We start from the raw sequence: 20,575 nt of genomic DNA, 5'->3' as shown, positions 1-20,575 counted from the left end.
GAAAGCTGCAACAAGACGGTTTCCTTGAGCCGTTTGCGGCGATAGGTATACCTGCTTTCATACGCCGCCGGGTGCGGCTGCGCCTCGGTTGGCGTTCCTGACAGCAAACATTTCGAAAAACAACGCGTGGGATGAACGATGACCAGCAAGCTTCGGTGGCGCCGTGTGCTCGTCAAGCTTTCCGGCGAGGCATTGATGGGCTCGCAGGACTTCGGAATCGATCCGGAAACCGTGGATCGGGTGGCGAAGGAAATTGCCGAAGCTGTGCGCCTTGGCGCTCAGGTCGGAGTCGTCGTGGGCGGCGGCAATATATTTCGCGGCGTGGCTGTTGCGGCGAAGGGTGGCAACCGGGTGACGGGCGATCACCTGGGCATGCTCGCCACAGTGATGAACAGCCTGACGCTTGCGGACGCCCTGCGCCGTTTCGGTGTGCAAGCGCGCGTGCTTTCTGCCGTGCCTGTGCCTTCGATCTGCGAAACGTTTACGCAGCGTGGTGCCGATCGCTACATGGAAGATGGCGATGTTATCGTTTTCGCCGGCGGCACGGGCAATCCGTTTTTCACCACCGATAGCGGCGCCGCGCTGCGCGCGGCGGAAATGCGCTGCGATGCATTTTTGAAGGGGACCAGCGTGGATGGCGTCTATTCGGACGACCCCAAGACGAATGCAGATGCCGAACGTTACGAGACGTTGACGCCACAGGAAGTGCTCGAGCGCGACCTCAAGGTTATGGACGCAACAGCGATTGCACTTGCCCGGGACAATGCAATTCCGGTAATCGTCTTTTCAATTCGTACTCCCGGTGCACTGGTCGATGTCATGAACGGCGAGGGCCGCTATACGGTGATTGAAGGCTGACAGGTGCCGCCTTTCCTGTCGATAGCGTGGCTTACGTTCAGGTTTGGACCATCGCGCGGTTGATGAACCGGCCTTTTCGGTGAAAGGATGCCTTCACGTACTGAAACGATTAGCCGGAACGGGAGTTTCATGGCTATCCCGCCACATGCAAGAATGTGGCGGCAATAAGAATCGCAGGAGAAGATCCATGCCCGACCAGGATGTCGACTATAGTGACCTGCAACGCCGGATGAATGGCGCCATAGGTGTGCTTAAGACCGAACTTGCCGGCTTGCGCACAGGGCGTGCGTCTGCCGGCATGCTTGACCCGATCTCCGTCGATGCCTACGGCAGCTCGATGCCGCTCAACCAGGTGGCGACGGTCAGCGTGCCCGAACCTAGAATGATTTCCGTGCAGGTGTGGGACCGCTCGATGGTTGCGGCCGTCGAAAAGGCAATCCGCGAATCGAGCCTTGGCCTGAATCCGGTCGTCGACGGGCAGAACCTGCGGCTGCCGATTCCCGAACTCAACGAAGAACGACGCCTGGAACTGATCAAGGTGGCGCACAAATATGCCGAACAGGCGAAGGTTGCCGTTCGCCACGTCCGCCGCGATGGAATGGACATGATCAAGAAACTGGAAAAAGATGGCGACCTAAGCCAGGACGATGGCCGCGCCTCTTCGGACAAGGTTCAGAAACTGACCGATGACATGATTGCCGAAATCGATGCGGTGCTTGCGAAGAAAGAGCAGGAAATCTCGCAAATCTGAAGCGTGCTCCTGCATCGGCATTGGCTCAGTGCGGTGCTGAACGTGAGGGATTGAAATGACGGCGACGGCGCAGCGAAACGCATTTGACAATGCCTGCCCCGACGGGAAGGCAGCGTTTCCGCGCCATGTCGCCATCATAATGGACGGCAACGGACGTTGGGCGCGCGAGCGAGATCTTCCACGCACGGAGGGTCACCGAAAAGGCGTAGATACGCTGCGAAAGATCGTGCGTCATGCCGCAAAACGGGGAATTGGCTATCTCACGCTGTTCAGTTTTTCGTCCGAAAACTGGACGAGGCCGGAAGCCGAAGTCAGCTTCCTGATGGGGCTGCTGCAGCGGTTCGTGCAGCGAGACCTTGCCGATCTTGACCGTAACAACATCAAGGTGCGGATCATTGGTGAGCGAACGGGGCTTTCCCCGGACATTCTGAGCCTTCTGGAAGAGGCGGAAACGGTTACCGGCAAGAACACGGGACTGGTGCTCGTCGTCGCGTTCAACTATGGCGCCAGAAATGAGCTGACGCGCGCCGTCAGGTCGATTGCCGAAGCCGTTAGCCGGGGCGAAGTCGCACCGGAGGAGGTCGATGAGACCATGATCGCAAGCCGGCTGGACACGGCCGGCCTTCCGGATCCCGATCTGATCATTCGCACGAGCGGAGAACAGCGCCTGTCCAATTTTCTTTTGTGGCAAGCCGCTTACGCGGAATTCCTGTTTCCAAGCTCTAACTGGCCGGACTTCAATGAGGATGCCTTCGACGAGGCACTTGCCGTCTTTGCCGGACGCGAGCGCCGCTATGGCGGATTGTCCGGACAGGCAGGCGGATGAACGCTGAAAGAAGGACAGAATCTGAAGGCACGGGCCAGCCGTCCAACCTTCGGCTTCGTGTGATTTCGGCCCTCATCCTTGCTCCCGTAGCGCTTGCGGCCGTCTGGTTCGGTGGTCTCGTATATTCCGTTTTCGTGGCGGCCGCCTGTCTTCTGCTTCTTCACGAATGGATGAAAATCGTCGGGGGAAGTTTCCCGCAGGTGGATGCCATTGCGAGTTTCATCGCCCTTTTCGGCGCGCTCGTGCTTGGCCATGTAGGGCAGTATCTTCCTGCGGTGGTGCTGCTCTTTGCGGGAGCGCTTCTTGTCGCTGTCGTCCTGCGCTTCAACGCATCCCATAAATGGATGGCGGAAGGTCTTGTTTATGCAGGGCTTTCTGGAATTTCGCTAATCGCCCTGCGAACTGGAGAGCACGGGCTGGTCGTCATTTTCTTCCTGCTCGGAATCGTATGGGCGACGGATATCGCAGCCTATTTCGCCGGACGTTCCATAGGAGGGCCGAAGCTTTGGCCGAAAGTTTCGCCGAAAAAGACCTGGAGCGGGGCACTTGGCGGATTGATGGCGGCCCTCATCGTCGGAGCGATATTTTCTTATTTCACCGGGGCGGGATTTCCGGTGGCCTGGATTGGCGCCGCGCTGGTGCTTTCGGTCGCTTCACAATTCGGAGACCTGTTTGAATCCGCTGTCAAAAGGCGGTTCGACGTGAAAGACTCTGGCACCCTGATCCCTGGACACGGCGGCATCATGGACCGGGTGGACGGGCTCGTCGCCGGGGGTGTGGTTCTTTATTTTCTGGCAGTTGCCGCGACCGGGAACTTTGCCGATCCAATTGGCGAGTTGGTAGCACTCTATGGCACATGAACACGGCAATTCGCTTAAACTGGCGGTGCCCCGCAAGGTTGGCGCGCAAGCGGCACCAAAGCAAAAGCATGGCCAGCTGCGGCTGTCGATACTCGGCGCGACCGGATCGATCGGCCAGAGCACGCTGGACATAATTACGCACAATCCGGAACGCTTTGCCGTCGCCGCCGTAACCGCCAACAGGAATGCGCATGGGCTGGCCGATGCCGCGATCAGGGTCGGGGCGGAACGCGCCGTGCTGGCGGATGCCGAAGGGTACGGTCTGCTCAAGGACCTGCTGGCCGGAACCGGGATCGGGGTTGCGGCCGGGCCGGAAGCGGTGGAGGAGGCTGCGACGTGCGATGCCGGGATGGTCGTGGCCGCGATTGTCGGCGCGGCGGGCCTCGCGCCCACCCTTGCCGCCGTCAAGAAGGGACGTGCGATCGCGCTTGCCAACAAGGAATGCCTTGTTTGTGCCGGTTCGCTTTTCATGGAAATGGCCGATCGGCACGGGGCGACGATCCTGCCGGTGGATTCGGAACACAATGCCATATTCCAGGTTCTGGAGGCGCGGAACGCGGAGCAGGTCGAAAAGGTGATCCTCACGGCATCCGGCGGTCCGTTTCGCGACAAGACCCTGGAAGAAATGCGCAGTGTTTCGCCGGAAGAGGCGCTGAAGCATCCCAACTGGGACATGGGGCAGCGCATATCCATCGACAGTGCGACGATGATGAACAAGGGCTTCGAGGTTATCGAGGCGCACCATCTTTATGGCCTGCCCGCCGAGCGCCTTGAGGTTCTGGTGCATCCCCAATCGGCAGTGCATGGCCTTGTCCAATACCGCGACGGGTCCTTGCTTGCCCAGATGGGCACCCCGGACATGCGCACGCCGATCGCCCACTGCCTCGCATGGCCTGAACGCATCCCCGTTGCCACGCAACGCCTTGATCTTGCCGCATTGGGATCGCTCACCTTCGAGAAGCCGGACGGCTTGCGTTTTCCGGCGCTGCCACTGGCCTACAGGGCGCTGGAGACGGGCATGGCGGCCACGGCGGCGCTCAACGCCGCGGACGAAGTCGCCGTCGATGCGTTCCTTCGCCGCAGGATCGGTTTCCTCGACATCACCGCGATCGTCGAGAGAACGATCGAAACGCTTGAGCGCGCGGGTGATTTGTCGGGCTGCGGTTCTATATTCGACGTAATGAACGTCGATGGAGCGGCGAGACGTCTGGCGGAAGGTTTTTCGCGCAGCTGAGCCGGCAACAAAGTATTTACCGCTGTTACGGAAACTTGCAGCGGAGGAATGGGGACAGGTCATGGATTTTCTGCAATCGATCTTCAGCACGGCGTTCGGCTATATATTGCCGTTCCTCTTTGTGCTTACGATCGTTGTCTTCTTCCATGAACTCGGACACTTCCTTGTCGCGCGCTGGTGCGGCGTAACCGTCAAGGCATTCTCGGTCGGGTTCGGGCGGGAGTTGGTCGGCTGGACCGACCGAAAGGGAACCCGCTGGAAACTTTCAGCCATCCCGCTTGGCGGATATGTGAAGTTCGCTGGCGACGAGAACGAGGCGAGCGCTCCCGACCATCAGGCGCTGGAGCGGATGAGCGAGGAAGAGCTGCGCGGCGCCTTTCAGACCAAGAGTGTTGCAAAACGTTCTGCCGTCGTTGCCGCCGGGCCAATTGCCAATTTCATCCTGTCCATCGTGCTTTTCGCGCTCATCTTCGGAATAATGGGGCGTGCGGAAATCGCGCCGCGCGTCGATGCGGTTCAACCGGGAAGTGCCGCGGCCGAAGCGGGATTGCAGCCGGGCGACCTGATCGTTCGCATAGACGGCTCGCCGATAGAAACCTTCACCGACCTGCAACGCCTGATCTCCGCGAGCGCAGATATAGGGCTGGATGTCACGGTCGAGCGGAACGGCGAACTCCTGACATTTCCCGTGACGCCGCAGCGGCGGGAAATCGAGGATCCGTTCGGAAACGTCCAGAAAATCGGCGTCCTCGGCGTGAGCCGCAGCCCATCGCCGGAAGATATCGTGGAACGGACCTACGGGCCCATCGAGGCGCTTGGCGAAGGCGTGAAGGAAACCTGGTTCGTCGTGGAACGGACCGGCGGCTATCTCGCTGGAATCATTGTCGGGCGCGAATCCGCCGATCAACTCGGGGGGCCGATCCGCGTTGCCCAGATATCGGGACAGGTGGCTACGCTGGGGTTTGCCGCTCTCATCAACCTGACCGCTATCCTGTCGGTCAGCATCGGACTGTTGAACCTGCTTCCGATTCCGATGCTCGACGGCGGGCACCTGCTTTTCTATGCCGCGGAAGCAATCCGCGGAAAACCGCTCAGCGAGCGGATCCAGGACTACGGCTTCCGAATCGGGATCGCGATCGTCCTGATGCTCATGATCTTCGCAACATGGAACGATGTCATGCACTTGAGTTCGCTTTAGCGTGTATCGGCGTGTCACCGGGGCAACGCTTCAAAACGAAAATACACAGCCCTCACGACAGCGGTTGCGTCATCGCCAAAAGCCTGTAAAACGGCTGACGACATTAAAGAATCTCCAATGGGAGTCTCCGCACCGCGGACCGCAGGACGGACCGCTGCGAGGCGAAGAAGAAAAGGCATAGCGTTTCTATGCAGCGTTTCCAGACTTTGACCAGGGCGTTTCTGCTGGCAACCGTGGCCATGGGTGTCGGTGCCGTCGCTCCCGAGGGAGTGCCCGTCATTGGTATCAAGGCCGCTCAGGCTGCCGTCGCAAGCAGGATTCAGGTTGAAGGGACGACCCGCATCGAGGATGCGACCGTCGAAAGCTACATCACGATCCGTCCCGGACAGCCCTATGGCCCGTCCGATGTCGATGAATCGCTGAAAGCACTGTTCGCAACCGGCCTGTTCGAAGACGTCTCGATTTCGCAGAGCGGCGGCACCCTGATCGTCCGTGTCGTCGAAAATCCGATCGTCAGCCGCATCTCGTTCGAAGGAAACGACAAGATTTCCGACGAGTCGCTGACAGCCGTCGTCAGAACGACCGAGCGTTCCGTGCTGACGAAGGCGAAAGTTCAGTCGGATGTGCAGAACATCCTGGAGGCCTATCGCCGCTCCGGAAGGTATCGCGCCTCCGTGGAGCCGAAGATCATCAGCCGCGACAACAACCGCGTCGATCTCGTGTTCGAGATCAACGAGGGCGACAAGACCGGCATCGAGCGCATCACTTTCATCGGCAACGAGAAATACAGCGACAGCCGCCTTCGCGACGTGATCCGCACCCGCGAAACCGGACTGCTCGGCTTCCTGCGCACGACCGACACATTCGATCCCGACAGGCTGGATGCCGACCAGGAGCTGATCCGTCAGTTCTATTACCGGCATGGTTATGCCGATTTCCGCATCGTTTCCGCCGTGGCGGACCTCGATCGCGAGGAGAACGTCTTCTACGTGACCTTCACGGTGGAAGAGGGCGATCAATACACCTTCGGCGATATCGACGTGCAGACTTCGCTGTCGGCTGTCGACCCGGAAGAGTTGCGCGGCGTCGTGCGAACCGATTCGGGCGATACCTACGATTCGCTCGACGTCGAGAAGACGCTCGAGGATATGACCGTCGAGGTTTCCAAGCAGGGTTACGCTTTCGCCCAGGTGCGTCCGCGCGCCAACCGCGATTTTGAAAACCGCACGATCTCGATCACCTATTTCATCGAGGAAGGCCCGCGCGCCTACGTGGAACGGATCAACGTGCGCGGCAACGACCGCACGCGCGACTATGTTATCCGCCGTGAGTTCGACCTTGCCGAAGGCGACGCGTTCAACCGCGTTCTCATCGACAAGGCGGAGCGCCGGCTCAAGAACCTGCGTTTCTTCAAGGAAGTGCGGGTGACGACGTCACGCGGCAGCGCGCCTGACCGCGTTATCATCAATGTCGATGTGGTCGAGCAGCCGACGGGTGAGGTCTCCTTCGGCATCGGTTACTCCACCTCGGACGGCGTTCTGGGTGATATCACCATCCAGGAGAAGAACTTCCTCGGCCGTGGACAGTTCGTCCGCGCGAAATTCGGCCTCGGCGAATCCCAGCAGACTTACGAGTTCGCCTTTACCGAGCCGTTCTTCCTCGGCCGCCGCATCTCCATGTCGCTGGAAGCGTATCAGCGGTCCTATGATGCCAATGATTTCCGCCAGTACGACGAGACGACGACGGGCGGTAGCGTTGCCTTCGGCCTGCCGCTTCGCGAGGATGAACTGCGGCTGAACCTCTACTACGCGATTTTCAATCGTGATGTGGAGCTGGACAACACCACGATCAACAATATCAACGTTTCCGCGGCCATTCGCGATGGCTTGGGAACGGTTCTGACGTCGGCGCCGGGTTATTCGATCGTCTACAACACGCTCGACCAGAACTTCAATCCGAACGAGGGCATCTACGCCAAGTTCGACCAGCAGATCGCAGGGGCCGGTGGCGATGCGCAATACATCCGCACGACTGCCGAAGTACGCGCCTATGAGGAAATCTACTCGGATTGGGGCCTGATCGGGCAGTTGCGTGCCGGCGGTGGTTATATCACCAGCATCGGCAACGATCTGCGCGTTCAGGAGCAGTTCCAGCACAGTCAGGACTGGCTGCGTGGCTTCCAGACGCGCGGCATTGGCCCGCGAGACGCATTGACCGGAGATGCGCTCGGCGGGCGCTGGTATGCGCATGTGAATGCGGAAGGCCGCTTCCCGTTCCCCTGGATTCCGAAGGAACTCGGGCTTTCGGGCGCCGTATTCGCGGATGCCGGCGCGCTGTGGGATGTCGATCCTTCGATCAACGACTGCGTCACGACTCCGGCTTCTTGCGGTTTTGTCGCGTCCGTACCAAATGTGCCTAGCGATACAGCTTATAGCGGTGATACTGTTCAATCCAACGGCTTCGCACCGCGCGCATCGATCGGTGCGGGTATCCAGTGGATTTCGCCTTTCGGCCCGCTGCGCATGGACTTTGCCTGGGCCGTGCTCAAGGAAGACGAGGACAAGACCGAGATCTTCCGCCTGAGCGGCGGCACGCGCTTCTGATCCGGCCGGATTACGCCCGGCCGCATCTGATACAATTTTTATGACCAATGATCCGGCGAAGTGATTTCACTTCGCCGGATCATTCGTTAAAAGGGGCGCGTCTCGGCCTGTCCGTCAAACATTCGAAAGTTTGAGATGAGCGATCCCGTCTTCTTCCAAGTTTTTGCGCCTCTGAGTGTTGCCGATGTTGCGGCGTTGGCCAATGGGGAACTGCCGGCTGGCGGCGGCGAAAAGATCATCGATGGTGTCGGCCCTCTTGACGATGCGAGGGAGGGACAACTCGTCTTTCTCGACAATCCGAAATATGTCCCGCATCTCGAGACGACGAAGGCGACGGCCTGCCTGATCGCGAAGAAGCACGTCGGCAAGGTTCCCGCATCCATCGTGCCGATCGTCGTTGCCGATCCCTACAGGAGCTGGGGCATCATCCTCGGCAGGCTCTATCCGCAAGGCCTGCGCCCGCCGGGCGCGACCGGCGAGACCGCGGTTTCCGCCGCCGCTCACGTGGATGGCGCGGCGCATCTTGAGGATGGCGTCGTTGTCGAGGCTGGTGCCGTGATCGGCCCGGGAGCGGAAATCGGCTCCGGCAGCCGCATTGGCGCGAATGCGGTAATTGCGGCGGGAGTGCGTATCGGGCGATCTTGCGATATCGGGGCGAATGTCACCGTTCAATATGCGCTGATCGGCAATAACGTTATCCTGCATCCGGGGGTCAAGGTCGGTCAGGACGGCTTCGGTTTCGCAATGGGAGCGCAAGGCCATCTGAAGGTGCCGCAGATCGGGCGCGTGATCATACAAGACAATGTGGAAATCGGCGCGAACTCAACCGTGGACCGTGGCGCCAACCGCGATACGATCATTGGAGAGGGAACGAAGATCGACAATCAGGTTCAGGTGGGCCACAACGTCGTTATCGGGCGTCACTGCGTGATCGTTGCCCAGGTTGGCCTGTCGGGAAGCTGCACCCTTGAGGACTATGTTGCGATCGGCGGCCAGACAGGCGTGCGGGGGCACGTCACGATTGGCATGGGAGCGCAGATCGCAGCGGTGAGCGTGGTGGAAAGTGACGTACCGAGAGGTGCGCGCTATGGCGGTGTACCCGCTAAACCGGTAAAGCTTTGGTTCCGCGAAATCACGGCGTTGCGGAAACTTGCGGAAAGGGGCACTTCCGTACCTAAAGCGCCTTCCAATCGGGCTGAAACGCCCGATTGATAGGAAAACGGCTTGGGATCAATGTCTTGAGCATATTCTTGTCGTTCGGACTGATTCAAAGCCGAACGGAATATACTTAAAGGCGTGAGTTGGGGGCAGGATCGCGCGGGAAGCGGTCTTGAAGGACAGACGAATGAGCGAAGTAAGAGACACGACACTGGAGAGCGCAGACATCATGCGCCTTCTGGAGCTTTTGCCACACCGCTATCCGTTCCTGATGGTCGACCGGATCATCAACATGAATGGAGATGCATCCGGGGTCGGCATCAAGAACGTGACGGCGAACGAACCTCAGTTCATGGGACACTTCCCGAACCAGCCGGTCATGCCGGGCGTGCTCATGATCGAGGGTATGGCCCAGACGGCCGGGGCCATGTGCGTGGCGGCGAGAGGCAAGGACAACCCGCCTAAGCTCGTCTACTTCATGACGATCGACCGGGCGAAATTCCGCAAGCCTGTCATGCCTGGTGATCGGGTCGAATACCACGTAACCAAGATCCGCAATCGCGCCAATATCTGGAAGTACGACGCTGTAGCGCTCGTGGAGGGCGTGAAAGTGGCGGAAGCTGAAATCAGCGCGATGCTTGTTGACGATTGAACCGGAACGAATGACGAAGATACATCCAAGCGCGGTGGTTGAGGACGGCGCCGTACTCGGCGCCGATGTCGTGGTCGGCCCGTTCTGCCATGTCGGAGGGAATGTGCGGCTTGGCGACGGCGTGGATCTGAAGTCTCACGTGGTCGTTGCAGGCCACACGACAATCGGCGCAAATACGACGATCTTTCCCTTTGCGTCCGTCGGCCATCAGGCGCAGGACCTGAAGTATCGCGGTGAGAAGGCGACGCTGGAAGTTGGCGCGAACTGCCTTGTTCGCGAAGGCGTCACGCTGAATTCCGGTACGGAAGGCGGTGGCGGAAAGACCGTGATCGGCGACAACTGCGCTTTTCTCGCCAATTCGCATGTCGGCCATGACAGCATTCTCGGCGACAACATCATCCTGTCGAACAACGTCATGATCGCTGGCCATGTCACGGTGCAGGACAACGTGATTTTCGGTGGCGGCGCTGCGGTTATCCAGTTCACGAGGATCGGCGCCCATGCTTTCATCGGCGGCCTGGCGGGACTTGAGAACGACCTCATACCTTTCGGCATGGTGACCGGGAACCGGGCGCGTCTGCAGGGGTTGAATCTCGTAGGCCTCAAACGGCGTGGGTATCCGCGCGACCAGATTCACGCGTTACGCAACGCCTACAAGGTGCTGTTTGAATCCGCTGAAGGAACATTGAAGTCACGCGCCGAGGGTGTGCGGCGGGAATTTCCTGAGCAGCCGCTGGTAATGCAACTCGTCGAATTCATCCTGAGCGAAGAAGACCGAAAGTTCTGCACACCGAGAACCGGGCAGGACTGACGGGGCGGCGAATGGGCAAAGGCGCGGCATCGACCGATTCTCCCGTTGCGATCATTTGCGGCGGGGGGACGATTCCGCCGGCAGTCGTGGAAGCGGCATGTCGTACGGGGCGCGAAGTGAAGGTTGTCGGCATCAAGGGCGAAGCCGATCCGGCGCTTGAGCAATATCAGCCGGTGGAACTTGGCTGGGGGCAGATCGGCAAGCTGTTCGATACCTTGAAACGCGCGCGGTGCCGTGATGTCGTTCTTATCGGAAGCGTAACCAAGCGGCCTGACTTTCGCGCCGTCGCCGGCGACCTTGGGACGATACGCCGTCTTCCGCGCATCCTGAGCGCTTTGAAGGGGGGGGATGACAGCCTTCTCGTCAAGGTCATAGGGCTTTTCGAAGAAGAAGGCTTCTCCGTGGTGGGGGCGCATGAAGTTGCGCCGCAGTTGCTCGCGGCATCCGGTCTTATCTGCGGCCCGGAACCGCTCGCAGAGAACAATGCGGATCTGTCGCTTGCCTACGAGGCCGTATCGGCGATCGGACATCTCGATGTCGGGCAGGCAGCCATCGCCGTTGGCGGCCGAATCGTTGCGATCGAAGGGGCGGAAGGCACGGATGCGATGATTTCGCGCTGCGCGGAGCTGCGCCGCATAAGGCGCATAAGGGACAAGCCGCCATCCGGCGTTCTCGTCAAGCGCCCGAAGCCAGGCCAGGACCTTCGCGTAGATCTGCCGGCGATCGGGCCCCAGACTGTCGAAGCGGCTGCCGAAGCAGGATTGGCCGGTATTGCAATCGAAGCCGGGCGCGTGCTGATCGCGGAGAAGGAGCGGACCCTGTCCCTTGCGGAAAGCAAACGGATCTTCATCTTTGGCTTCGATGCCGTTGGGGCAGACAAGGCCACGGCCCATGGCGGATGAAACCGCTCCGCCGCCCTTCAAGGTGTTCATTGTCGTAGGGGAGGAGTCCGGCGACCAGCTCGGCGCACGGCTGATGCATGCTTTGAAGGGCATTCACCGAGAAAACGTCTCCTTCCAGGGTGTCGGCGGCGAACGGATGGCGCGAGAGGGACTTCAATCCATCTTCTCGCTCTCGGACATCGCGGTGATGGGACTGACGGCGGTTTTGCAGACCCTGCCGACGATCATCCGCCGTGTGCATGAGACGGTGGATGCGGCGGTTGCCGCGAAGCCGGATGTGCTTGTCATCATCGACAGCCCCGATTTCACGCATAATGTCGCCAAGCGCGTGCGAAAGCGGGCACCGGGAATTCCCATCGTCGACTACGTATCGCCGTCCGTATGGGCGTGGCGGCCCGGCAGGGCACGGAAAATGGCGCGCTACGTGGACCATCTTCTGGCGATCCTTCCGTTCGAGCCGGACGTCCACAAACGGCTCGGCGGGCCGCCTACCACCTATGTCGGTCATCCGCTTGTCGAGAGGCTTCAAGACCTGCGGCCGGCCCCGGGAGAGCGCCCCGCACTGGCCGAAACGGAACGTCCGACGTTGCTGATCCTTCCTGGAAGCCGGCGTAGCGAGGTCAGCCGATTGCTTGAGCCTTTCGGAAAAGCGCTTGAGATCGTCCACCGCGAACGACCGGAAGTTCAGGTGACCTTGCCGGCGGTGCCGCATCTGGAAGGTGAGATCCGTAAGAACACCGCGAACTGGCCTGTCGCAGTCGATATCGTGGTCGGAGAGGATGCGAAATTTCGTGCATTCCGCCGCGCACACGCAGCCCTTGCGGCGTCCGGCACGGTTTCGCTCGAACTTGCGATTTCCGCCATACCGATGGCTGTCGCCTACAAGCTCGACTGGTTCTACCGGCGCATCAAGGACTTGAATCGGATTATCAAGTTTGCCGGCGTTGATTCCATGGTATTGCCGAACATCATTCTCGGTAAGAACGTCGTTCCCGAATTCCTTGATGACGAGGCGTCAGCGGAGTCTCTTGCGAAGGTGGTTCTGGATCTTTTGCACGAAGGCGAGGCCCGCACCCGGCAGCTCAGGGAGTTCGCGACTCTGGAAGACAGGATGCGCCTGCCCGACAATCTCAGCCAGTCGGGCGAAGCGGCGAGGATCGTGACCGAACTGGCGCGATCCAGACGATAAGCCGCCGATCTCCTGAACGGACACGGCGGCTGTAAAAAAGGGGCGCCTGAGACGCCCCTTCCGGTAAACATTGCGTTTTGCAATCCATCAACGCCGCTGGCTGATCGGCATATAGTCGCGCGAGGGATAGCCCGTGTAAAGCTGGCGCGGGCGGCCGATCTTCTGTGAGGGATCCTCCACCATTTCCTTCCACTGCGCGATCCAGCCGACGGTACGCGCCAGCGCGAACAGCACGGTGAACATCGTGGTCGGGAAGCCGAGCGCACGAAGCGTGATCCCCGAATAGAAATCGATATTCGGGTAGAGCTTCTTCTCGACGAAATATTCGTCGTTGAGCGCGATCCTTTCGAGCTCGATGGCAACTTCGAGCAGTGGATCGTCGCGCATGCCAAGCTCCGCCAGCACTTCATGCGTGGTCTTCTGCATGATGCGCGCGCGCGGGTCGTAGTTCTTGTAGACGCGGTGTCCGAAGCCCATCAGGCGGAACGGATCGTCCTTGTCCTTGGCGCGGCGGACATATTCCGGAATGTTGTCTACGGAGCCGATCTCCGCCAGCATGTTGAGAGCAGCCTCGTTCGCGCCGCCATGGGCGGGGCCCCAGAGGCAGGCAATGCCGGCCGCGATGCAGGCGAAGGGGTTTGCGCCCGAGGAACCGGCAAGGCGTACAGTCGAGGTCGAAGCGTTCTGCTCGTGGTCCGCATGGAGGATGAAGATCCGGTCCATTGCGCGCGCCAGCACCGGGTTCACCTTGTAGTCCTCGCAAGGAACGGCGAAGCACATGTGCAGGAAGTTCGACGAATAGTCGAGATCGTTGCGCGGATAAACGAAGGGTTGTCCGACGTGATATTTGTACGCCATGGCGGCGAGCGTCGGCATCTTCGCGATCATCCTGAGACTTGCGACCATGCGCTGATGCGGATCGGAGATGTCCGTGGAATCGTGATAGAAGGCGGACAGCGCGCCCACGGTACCGACCATGATCGCCATCGGGTGCGCATCGCGGCGGAACCCGGTGAAGAAGCGGCTCATCTGCTCGTGGATCATCGTGTGGTAGGTCACCCGATGTACGAAGTCGTCCTTCTGTGCCTTCGTCGGCAGTTCGCCGTAAAGGAGCAGGTAGCAAGTCTCCAGAAAGTCGCCATGATCGGCCAGTTGCTCGATCGGATACCCACGATAGAGAAGGGTGCCTTGCTCACCGTCGATATAGGTGATCTTGGATTCGCATGACGCGGTCGACGTGAAGCCCGGATCATAGGTGAAATGACCCGTATTCTTGTAAAGAGCAGCGATGTCGAGAACGCTCGGTCCGACGGATCCTTCCTGCAGGGCCAGGTCCCAGGATTCGTCGCCGATCGTCAGCTTCGCATTGGTGTCGCTCATTCAGGATACCCCCTTTTGGAGTTCGGCCTATCCGCCGTGAAGCCCGGGTGACCGGCGCTTCGGCCTGGTCATGCCCAATCCGGCCCCCGGCGGCGGCGGGAGGACTGATCGCGGACTGCGTAGCCCATTTACAGCCCTCCCGCAAGCTTGGCCAGATAGCGCTTTGGTCACATAATGCGCGGAATTCCAAGGTCTGCCTAAAATAGTTGCATGCAGAACAGTCGTGACGTTTCACCTGGCCTGGTCACGAATGCGGGCCAGGGATTCATCGCGGCCCAGAACATCCAGCACATCGAAGATGCCCGGCGAAGTCGACCTTCCCGTCAATGCGGCGCGAAGAGGCTGGGCAACCTTTCCGAGCTTCAAATTTTCCGCCTCCGCGAAGGCTCTTACGGCCGCTTCCGTGGCTTCAGCGCTCCAGACATCCAAATTCTCGAACGCGGGCAAAAGGCGAGCCAGCACCCCCTGCGCATCCTCGTTCAGGATCTTCGACGCTTTCTCGTCCAGATCAAGCGGCCGCTGGACCCACAGATAGCGCGCGCTTTCAAGAAGTTCCACAAGCGTCTTGGCACGCTCTTTCAGGCCGGGCAATGCCGCGAGAAAGCTGGCTTCATTGCCGGTGTCTTCCAGCCAGCGCATGACCGTGTTTCCAGCCTCGATATGAGGCAGGAACGACCTGAAAGCCTCAAGCAGCTCCGTATCGGGGGTGGAGCGCATGTAGTGGCCGTTCAGGTTCTCAAGCTTCTGGAAATCGAAGCGCGAAGGTGACTGGCCGATCGCATCGATGTCGAACCACTCGATGAGTTGTTCTGTCGAAAATATCTCGTCATCGCCATGGCTCCAGCCCAGGCGTGCGAGATAGTTTCTCATCGCCGCGGGCAAATACCCCATGGCGCGATAGGTTTCGGCACCGACTGCACCATGCCGCTTCGAAAGTTTCGCTCCGTCCGGACCGTATATGAGCGGAATGTGAGCCATCACCGGCACATCCCATCCCATCGCCTGGAATATCAGCGTCTGCCGGGCGGCATTCGTCAGATGGTCATCCCCACGGATTATGTGCGTGACGCCCATGTCGTGATCGTCGACGACGACGGCGAGCATATAGGTCGGCGTCCCGTCGGACCGGAGCAGGATCAAATCGTCAAGATCCTTGTTCGGAAACCGGATCAGACCTTGCACCTTGTCGTCGACGACGGTTTCGCCGTCTAGCGGAGCCTTAATGCGAACGACAGGCTTTACGCCTGCTGGCGCTTCCGAAGGATCACGATCGCGCCAACGCCCATCGTAGCGTGGGGGCCTGCCTTCCGCTTTGGCCTTTTCGCGCATTTCCGCCAGTTCTTCCTGTGAGGCGTAGCAGTAATAGGCCTTTCCCGCATCGACCATCTGCTGCGCGACCTCGCGATGACGGTTTGCACGGGCGAATTGGGACAGGGGTTCACCGTCCCAATCAAGCCCGAGCCACTGCAGGCTATCGAGGATTGCGTCGATGGCCTCCTGCGTGGAGCGTTCCCGGTCCGTGTCCTCGATGCGTAGCAGCATCTTGCCGCTTCGGCCGCGTGAATAAAGCCAGTTGAAGAGCGCCGTGCGGGCGCCGCCAATATGCAGAAAACCCGTAGGCGAGGGGGCGAAACGCGTGATCACAGTCTCGGTCATGGAGAAGCGGTCTTTCTCATCGTTCAGTGGGGATGTTCGTCCGTTGGCGGCTCATGTAGCATAAGCCGATTATCCGCCCAAGAGATGGCAACGGAAGGAAGGCGCAATACCGCCGGGAAGATCAACAGCTTCTCTCCATGCCGAACGATCCGGGCGTTTCGCAGGCGAGCCGACGGATCGTGGGGAGAAGTACGGCCGCGATTCCGGCAACCCAAGAGAGAGCAAGGGCGGTTCGCACTCCGAAAGAGTGCGGAACTACATCGCAGGCCTGCCGCAAGCATTCGCGACGGATTTCGATCGGGGTCAAAGCCTCGTGTGGGCGGCCCTTTGCTACGCACTCGGCATATTACTCTATTTTGAGCTGCCCGCAGAACCATCGCCCTTTGCCATAGCCGCGTTGGCACTCGGGTCCGGTGCGGGGCACCTCATTTCTTATTCGCATACGGATTACTCGCGTGTTTCCGGCCTCGTGCTGGCGTTGGTCCTCGGGCTTTCCATCGCACTCCTGCGGACGCTCGCGGCCGAAGCGCCGATCCTCGAACGCTCACGATCGGTCGATTTGACGGGCTTTGTGGAGAGCGCGGAGGCACGAAGATCTTCCACGCGTCTGCAGATCCGTGTCGTCAAACTTGCCGGGTTGGAGGAAGAAGACTGGCCCGAAAAAGTTCGCGTTTCCGTGCGGGGGCAGGTGCCAAGCTTTTCGGCCGGCGATGCGATCGCTGTGCGTTCTCGTCTGCTTCCACTGCCGGGCGCGGTGGTTCCCGGAGGCTACGACTACGCGTTTCGGATGTTTTTCGAAAGCGTCGGCGCAACGGGATATGTCTTCGGCAAACCCGAAGCCGCATCCCTCGCTGCGCCATGGGACTTGCGTCTCAAGCGAAAGGTCGATTCGATCAGAAAAGGCTTTGCAAAACGGATAGAATCCGTCCTCGGAGACGGACGCGCCGGAGCACTCGCGGTCGCCCTTCTGGTCGGGGACCGGGCGTCGATCGACGAAGGTACGGAAGAAACGCTGCGTACCGCTGGATTAGCCCACATTCTCGCGATCTCCGGACTTCACATGGCGCTGTTTGCCGGCTCGGTCTTTTTCGCCGTGCGCGCAATACTCGCCTTGTTTCCGCGTCTGGCGCTCCGGTTTCCGATCGATGCATGGGGCGCGGGTGCCGCACTTGTTGCTGCGGCATTCTATCTCGTCCTTTCGGGCGCTTCCATCGCGACTCAGCGCGCATTTGTCATGATCGCGCTCGTTCTCGTCGGCCGGCTGCTTGGCCGTAATGCGATCACTTATCGCAGCGTAGCCCTGGCGGCTATCCTCATCCTCACACTTTCGCCCGAAGCGTTGCTTGCGCCGGGTTTTCAAATGTCGTTCGCAGCCGTCATCGTTCTTATCGCAGCCTATGGAGAGGTTACGCGTCTCGGCAAAATCAGAGGGCGCAATGGTCACCGTCCAGAGGCCGGCATATTTGCGGGGGCCTTGAAAACGTTATTTTTCTCCATCGCGGCACTTGCGTTGACGTCATTGGTCGCGGGTGCCGCAACCGGAGTTATCGGTGCTTATCATTTTCACCGCGTTGCCCCCCTCGGCCTCCTGGTAAACATCGCAGCCATGCCGATAGCATCGCTGGTGGTAATGCCCTTGGGCGTTCTATCGCTTGCACTCATGCCGTTCGGCCTGGATGGCCTCACCTTACCCGTCATGGGTTACGGCCTTGAGGCGCTTTATGTCGTGGCTGAACTCGGTGCGGAAAACACGCCCAACGAAGGCATCGTCGGAGCGCAGTCGCTTCCGGGCGTTTTGCTGACGATAGCCTCCGGTTTGATGCTTTGCTTCTTTCCGCGGAGATATCGGCGATTGTCGGTGATACCGCTTGTATGCGCGGTGATGGCGTTTGCGACTTTCCGGCCCGCCGATATCTATATCTCCGAGCGCGGCAATAAAGTCGCCTATCGCGATACCACCGGGATTATGAGGGTAGTCGGCAGCCGCAGCAGTTTCGAAACCGATACCTGGCTGCGTATGGAAGGTGTCGCCACGGATGATCGGAAGAGCCGCCTGATCGGGCAGTCGTTTCAGGCGTGCGATGAGGATGCCTGTATCATCAGGGCCTATCCGCCAGACAATGGTGAAACCATATCCGCCTCGGCTGCGGGGCCTGCTCCACTCATCCTGTCGCTGGTCGAAGGCGCCAGGGCATTTACCGAAGACTGCAGGCGTGCGGATATCGTTGTCGCCCGCATTTCAGCTCCCATCGACTGTCAGGCGCCGATGGTCCTGGACAGGGAAACTTTGAAACACGAGGGGGCGCAAACGATTTGGTTGACACGCGCCAATGGAGCCACCGTCGTGAAGTCGGTCGATGTCGCCAGGAGAAGCGGCCGACGCTGGTCTCGGCCGCCTCAATAACGACGGAAGAGCGAGACAAGCCGTCCTTGTATTCGAACGCGGCCGGGGCCGAAAATGCGCGTTTCATAGGCAGGGTTGGCGGCTTCAAGCGCAATTGAGGCGCCCTTCTTGCGCAAGCGCTTGAGCGTCGCCTCCTCGTCATCGACCAGGGCCACGACGATATCGCCACTGTCTGCGCTATCACATTTGCGGATGACCACCGTGTCGCCATCGAGGATGCCGGCTTCGATCATCGAATCGCCGCGCACTTCCAGGGCAAAATGCTCGCCACCTCCAACAAGATCTGCCGGGATCGGCACCGAGTGGCTGTGGTTTTGGATGGCTTCTATCGGTACACCCGCGGCGATCCGGCCCATAACCGGTATCGAAACGACATCGCTTCCCGACGCGTCTACATCCTCGATGAACTCACGCTCCCTGGGCTTACCGAGCGAACCTTCGATAACTGCGGGGGAAAACCCACCTCCACGCTGGGCTGCCAGGCCGGGCTGATAGGACTCCGGAAGTTTCAGAACCTCCAATGCACGCGCGCGGTTCGGCAGCCGGCGGATGAAGCCACGTTCCTCAAGAGCCGTGATGAGCCTGTGAATACCCGACTTCGACCGAAGATCCAGGGCTTCCTTCATCTCATCGAACGAAGGAGGAACGCCTGTCTCCTTCAATCGCTCATGGATAAACATCAATAGTTCGTGCTGCTTGCGCGTCAGCATATGCGCCGTCCCCACGCTTCAATTGCCGGAAAGCCTTGTGATTGCGAGTGCGATCCACCAGCCCCGGGGCGGCCCCATGCCCTTTGCAGCATGAGACTCAGTTGAAACAAATCATGAACGTACCCTAGCTGTTCCTACTGTGTTCTGCAACCGTTAAGGACCGGTTACCGAATGTCGAGGCGCAGGATCGGCACGATTTCGCCTGCGCTGGCGGCAGGGGCGTGGGGGGAGCGTACGATCAGGGCGTCGGCTGCCGTCATCGTGGCGAGCATGGAAGAATCCTGCCGCTCGAAGGCCGTGACGACGGCATTGCCTTGTTCGTCGAAGGAGAGGCGTGCTCGGATATAGTCCTCACGCCGGTCGTTTTCGGCAATGCTTGCTCCAAGCCGGGCTGTTTCCATTGTCCTTGGCGGTATCTGCGCGCCCTGAAGCGTCAGAAGCAAGGGTTTCAGGAAAAGAAGCGAGCAGACAAGGCTCGACACCGGGTTGCCGGGCAATCCAAGCACACGCACAGGACCGATATGGCCGGCCATAAGCGGCTTGCCGGGACGCATGGCAATGCGCCAGAAAGCAAGCTCCATACCTTGCGAGCCCAGGACATCCTGTACAAGATCGTGATCGCCGACCGATGCGCCGCCAAGCGTTACGAGCACGTCGGCCTTTTCCTCGACGGCTTTGCCAATCTTGATTGCGAGGGCTTCTTCCGTATCGGCGGCAATCCCGAGGTCGATCGGGTTTCCGCCGCAGTCCTCCACGAAGGCGGCTACGCCGAAACTGTTCGATGCGATAATCTGATCGGGACCCGGTTCCTGGCCCGGAAGAACAAGCTCGTCACCGGTGGCGAGGATGGCAACACGAGGCCTGCGCACCGCGTGAACCTTTGCATGGTTCATCGCCGCCGCCAGTGCGATATCGCGGAAATTCAGACGGCGCCCTGCCGCAATGAGTTCCTGGCCTTCGGTGAAATCGAGACCGGCCTTGCGCACGAAATTTCCCTGCGGAACGGATTCCAGTGCAGTCACCCGGTTTCCGTTCCGTTCGGTGTCTTCCTGGATGAGGATGGCATCCGCACCGTCCGGTACCGGTGCGCCGGTAAAGATGCGCACCGCTTCGCCCGGCCCGACGGAGCCGGAAAACCCGTGCCCGGCAGGCGCCTCGCCGATGATTTCCAATGTTGCCGGAACCTGCGCGATATCCGCAGCGCGGACTGCATAACCATCCATCGCGGATGCGGCGAATGGAGGTTGTGTGCGACGGGCAAAAAGTGGTGCGGCCAATACCCGCCCGTTCGCCCTGGCAAGTGGGATCGCCTCGGTTTCCAGCGGTTTTACGTCGCGGAGCAGCCGGGCAAGAGCCTCGTCGACGGAAATCAGCGCCATGGGC

Annotated in this window: 17 protein-coding genes; 13 read left to right on the top strand and 4 right to left on the bottom strand. The window is 60.0% G+C overall.

Going from position 1 to position 20,575, the window contains the following annotated elements; all coding sequences use genetic code 11:
- Positions 1 to 138: 138 nt before the first annotated feature.
- The 12 genes from pyrH (at position 139) to lpxB (ending at position 13,042) form a co-directional block, all read left to right on the top strand.
- A complete protein-coding gene (gene pyrH, locus GR183_RS19045; RefSeq protein WP_160777265.1) occupies positions 139 to 858 on the top strand; it encodes a UMP kinase in 720 nt (239 codons plus the stop codon).
- 187 nt (positions 859 to 1,045) lie between these two features.
- A complete protein-coding gene (gene frr, locus GR183_RS19040; RefSeq protein WP_160777264.1) occupies positions 1,046 to 1,609 on the top strand; it encodes a ribosome recycling factor in 564 nt (187 codons plus the stop codon).
- 55 nt (positions 1,610 to 1,664) lie between these two features.
- The gene (locus GR183_RS19035; RefSeq protein ID WP_160777263.1) at positions 1,665 to 2,435 is read left to right on the top strand and encodes an isoprenyl transferase; all 771 of its coding nucleotides are present in this window, start codon (positions 1,665 to 1,667) and stop codon (positions 2,433 to 2,435) included.
- Positions 2,432 to 3,295: a phosphatidate cytidylyltransferase gene (locus tag GR183_RS19030; RefSeq protein ID WP_160777262.1), complete on the top strand. Its 864-nt coding sequence runs from the start codon at positions 2,432 to 2,434 to the stop codon at positions 3,293 to 3,295. Before GR183_RS19035 ends, GR183_RS19030 begins: the two co-directional genes overlap by 4 nt.
- A complete protein-coding gene (locus GR183_RS19025) occupies positions 3,285 to 4,529 on the top strand; it encodes a 1-deoxy-D-xylulose-5-phosphate reductoisomerase (protein ID WP_160777261.1) in 1,245 nt (414 codons plus the stop codon). The genes GR183_RS19030 and GR183_RS19025 overlap by 11 nt, the downstream gene beginning before the upstream one ends.
- Before the next feature lie 61 nt (positions 4,530 to 4,590).
- On the top strand, positions 4,591 to 5,727 hold the full coding sequence (rseP, locus tag GR183_RS19020) for an RIP metalloprotease RseP (protein ID WP_160777260.1): 1,137 nt from the start codon (positions 4,591 to 4,593) through the stop codon (positions 5,725 to 5,727).
- Between the two features lie 188 nt (positions 5,728 to 5,915).
- On the top strand, positions 5,916 to 8,330 hold the full coding sequence (bamA, locus tag GR183_RS19015) for an outer membrane protein assembly factor BamA (protein ID WP_160777259.1): 2,415 nt from the start codon (positions 5,916 to 5,918) through the stop codon (positions 8,328 to 8,330).
- A gap of 135 nt (positions 8,331 to 8,465) precedes the next feature.
- Complete coding sequence (lpxD, locus tag GR183_RS19010; protein ID WP_160777258.1) at positions 8,466 to 9,542, top strand: UDP-3-O-(3-hydroxymyristoyl)glucosamine N-acyltransferase; 1,077 nt, start codon at positions 8,466 to 8,468, stop codon at positions 9,540 to 9,542.
- 133 nt (positions 9,543 to 9,675) lie between these two features.
- On the top strand, positions 9,676 to 10,140 hold the full coding sequence (gene fabZ, locus GR183_RS19005; protein WP_160777257.1) for a 3-hydroxyacyl-ACP dehydratase FabZ: 465 nt from the start codon (positions 9,676 to 9,678) through the stop codon (positions 10,138 to 10,140).
- 10 nt (positions 10,141 to 10,150) lie between these two features.
- Positions 10,151 to 10,951: an acyl-ACP--UDP-N-acetylglucosamine O-acyltransferase gene (gene lpxA, locus GR183_RS19000; protein ID WP_160777256.1), complete on the top strand. Its 801-nt coding sequence runs from the start codon at positions 10,151 to 10,153 to the stop codon at positions 10,949 to 10,951.
- 11 nt (positions 10,952 to 10,962) lie between these two features.
- The gene (locus tag GR183_RS18995; RefSeq protein ID WP_160777255.1) at positions 10,963 to 11,853 is read left to right on the top strand and encodes an LpxI family protein; all 891 of its coding nucleotides are present in this window, start codon (positions 10,963 to 10,965) and stop codon (positions 11,851 to 11,853) included.
- Positions 11,843 to 13,042 (top strand): lipid-A-disaccharide synthase, encoded by a 1,200-nt coding sequence (gene lpxB, locus GR183_RS18990; protein WP_160777254.1) that lies wholly within the window; start codon positions 11,843 to 11,845, stop codon positions 13,040 to 13,042. Before GR183_RS18995 ends, lpxB begins: the two co-directional genes overlap by 11 nt.
- A gap of 87 nt (positions 13,043 to 13,129) precedes the next feature.
- Here lpxB and gltA read toward each other — a convergent pair whose 3' ends face one another.
- Both gltA and gltX read right to left on the bottom strand, forming a co-directional pair.
- The gene (gene gltA / locus GR183_RS18985; RefSeq protein WP_160777253.1) at positions 13,130 to 14,422 is read right to left on the bottom strand and encodes a citrate synthase; all 1,293 of its coding nucleotides are present in this window, start codon (positions 14,420 to 14,422) and stop codon (positions 13,130 to 13,132) included.
- Between the two features lie 231 nt (positions 14,423 to 14,653).
- On the bottom strand, positions 14,654 to 16,078 hold the full coding sequence (gene gltX / locus GR183_RS18980) for a glutamate--tRNA ligase (RefSeq protein ID WP_160777252.1): 1,425 nt from the start codon (positions 16,076 to 16,078) through the stop codon (positions 14,654 to 14,656).
- 247 nt (positions 16,079 to 16,325) lie between these two features.
- Between gltX and GR183_RS18975 the strand changes: the two genes are divergently transcribed.
- Entirely contained in the window at positions 16,326 to 18,482 is a 2,157-nt protein-coding gene (locus GR183_RS18975; RefSeq protein ID WP_160777251.1) for a ComEC/Rec2 family competence protein, read from the top strand.
- On the opposite strand, the gene lexA is transcribed toward GR183_RS18975, so the two are convergent.
- Both lexA and GR183_RS18965 read right to left on the bottom strand, forming a co-directional pair.
- The gene (lexA, locus tag GR183_RS18970; protein WP_160777250.1) at positions 18,476 to 19,192 is read right to left on the bottom strand and encodes a transcriptional repressor LexA; all 717 of its coding nucleotides are present in this window, start codon (positions 19,190 to 19,192) and stop codon (positions 18,476 to 18,478) included. The genes GR183_RS18975 and lexA overlap by 7 nt on opposite strands.
- A 164-nt stretch (positions 19,193 to 19,356) precedes the next feature.
- Positions 19,357 to 20,571, bottom strand: coding sequence for a molybdopterin molybdotransferase MoeA (locus GR183_RS18965; RefSeq protein WP_160777484.1), 1,215 nt, complete (start codon positions 20,569 to 20,571; stop codon positions 19,357 to 19,359).
- Between the last annotated feature and the right edge of the window lie 4 nt (positions 20,572 to 20,575).

Origin of the sequence: Stappia sediminis (assembly GCF_009826895.1) — a bacterium.
Taxonomy (GTDB): domain Bacteria; phylum Pseudomonadota; class Alphaproteobacteria; order Rhizobiales; family Stappiaceae; genus Hongsoonwoonella; species Hongsoonwoonella sediminis.
This window is presented reverse-complemented; position numbering and strand designations above follow the sequence as displayed.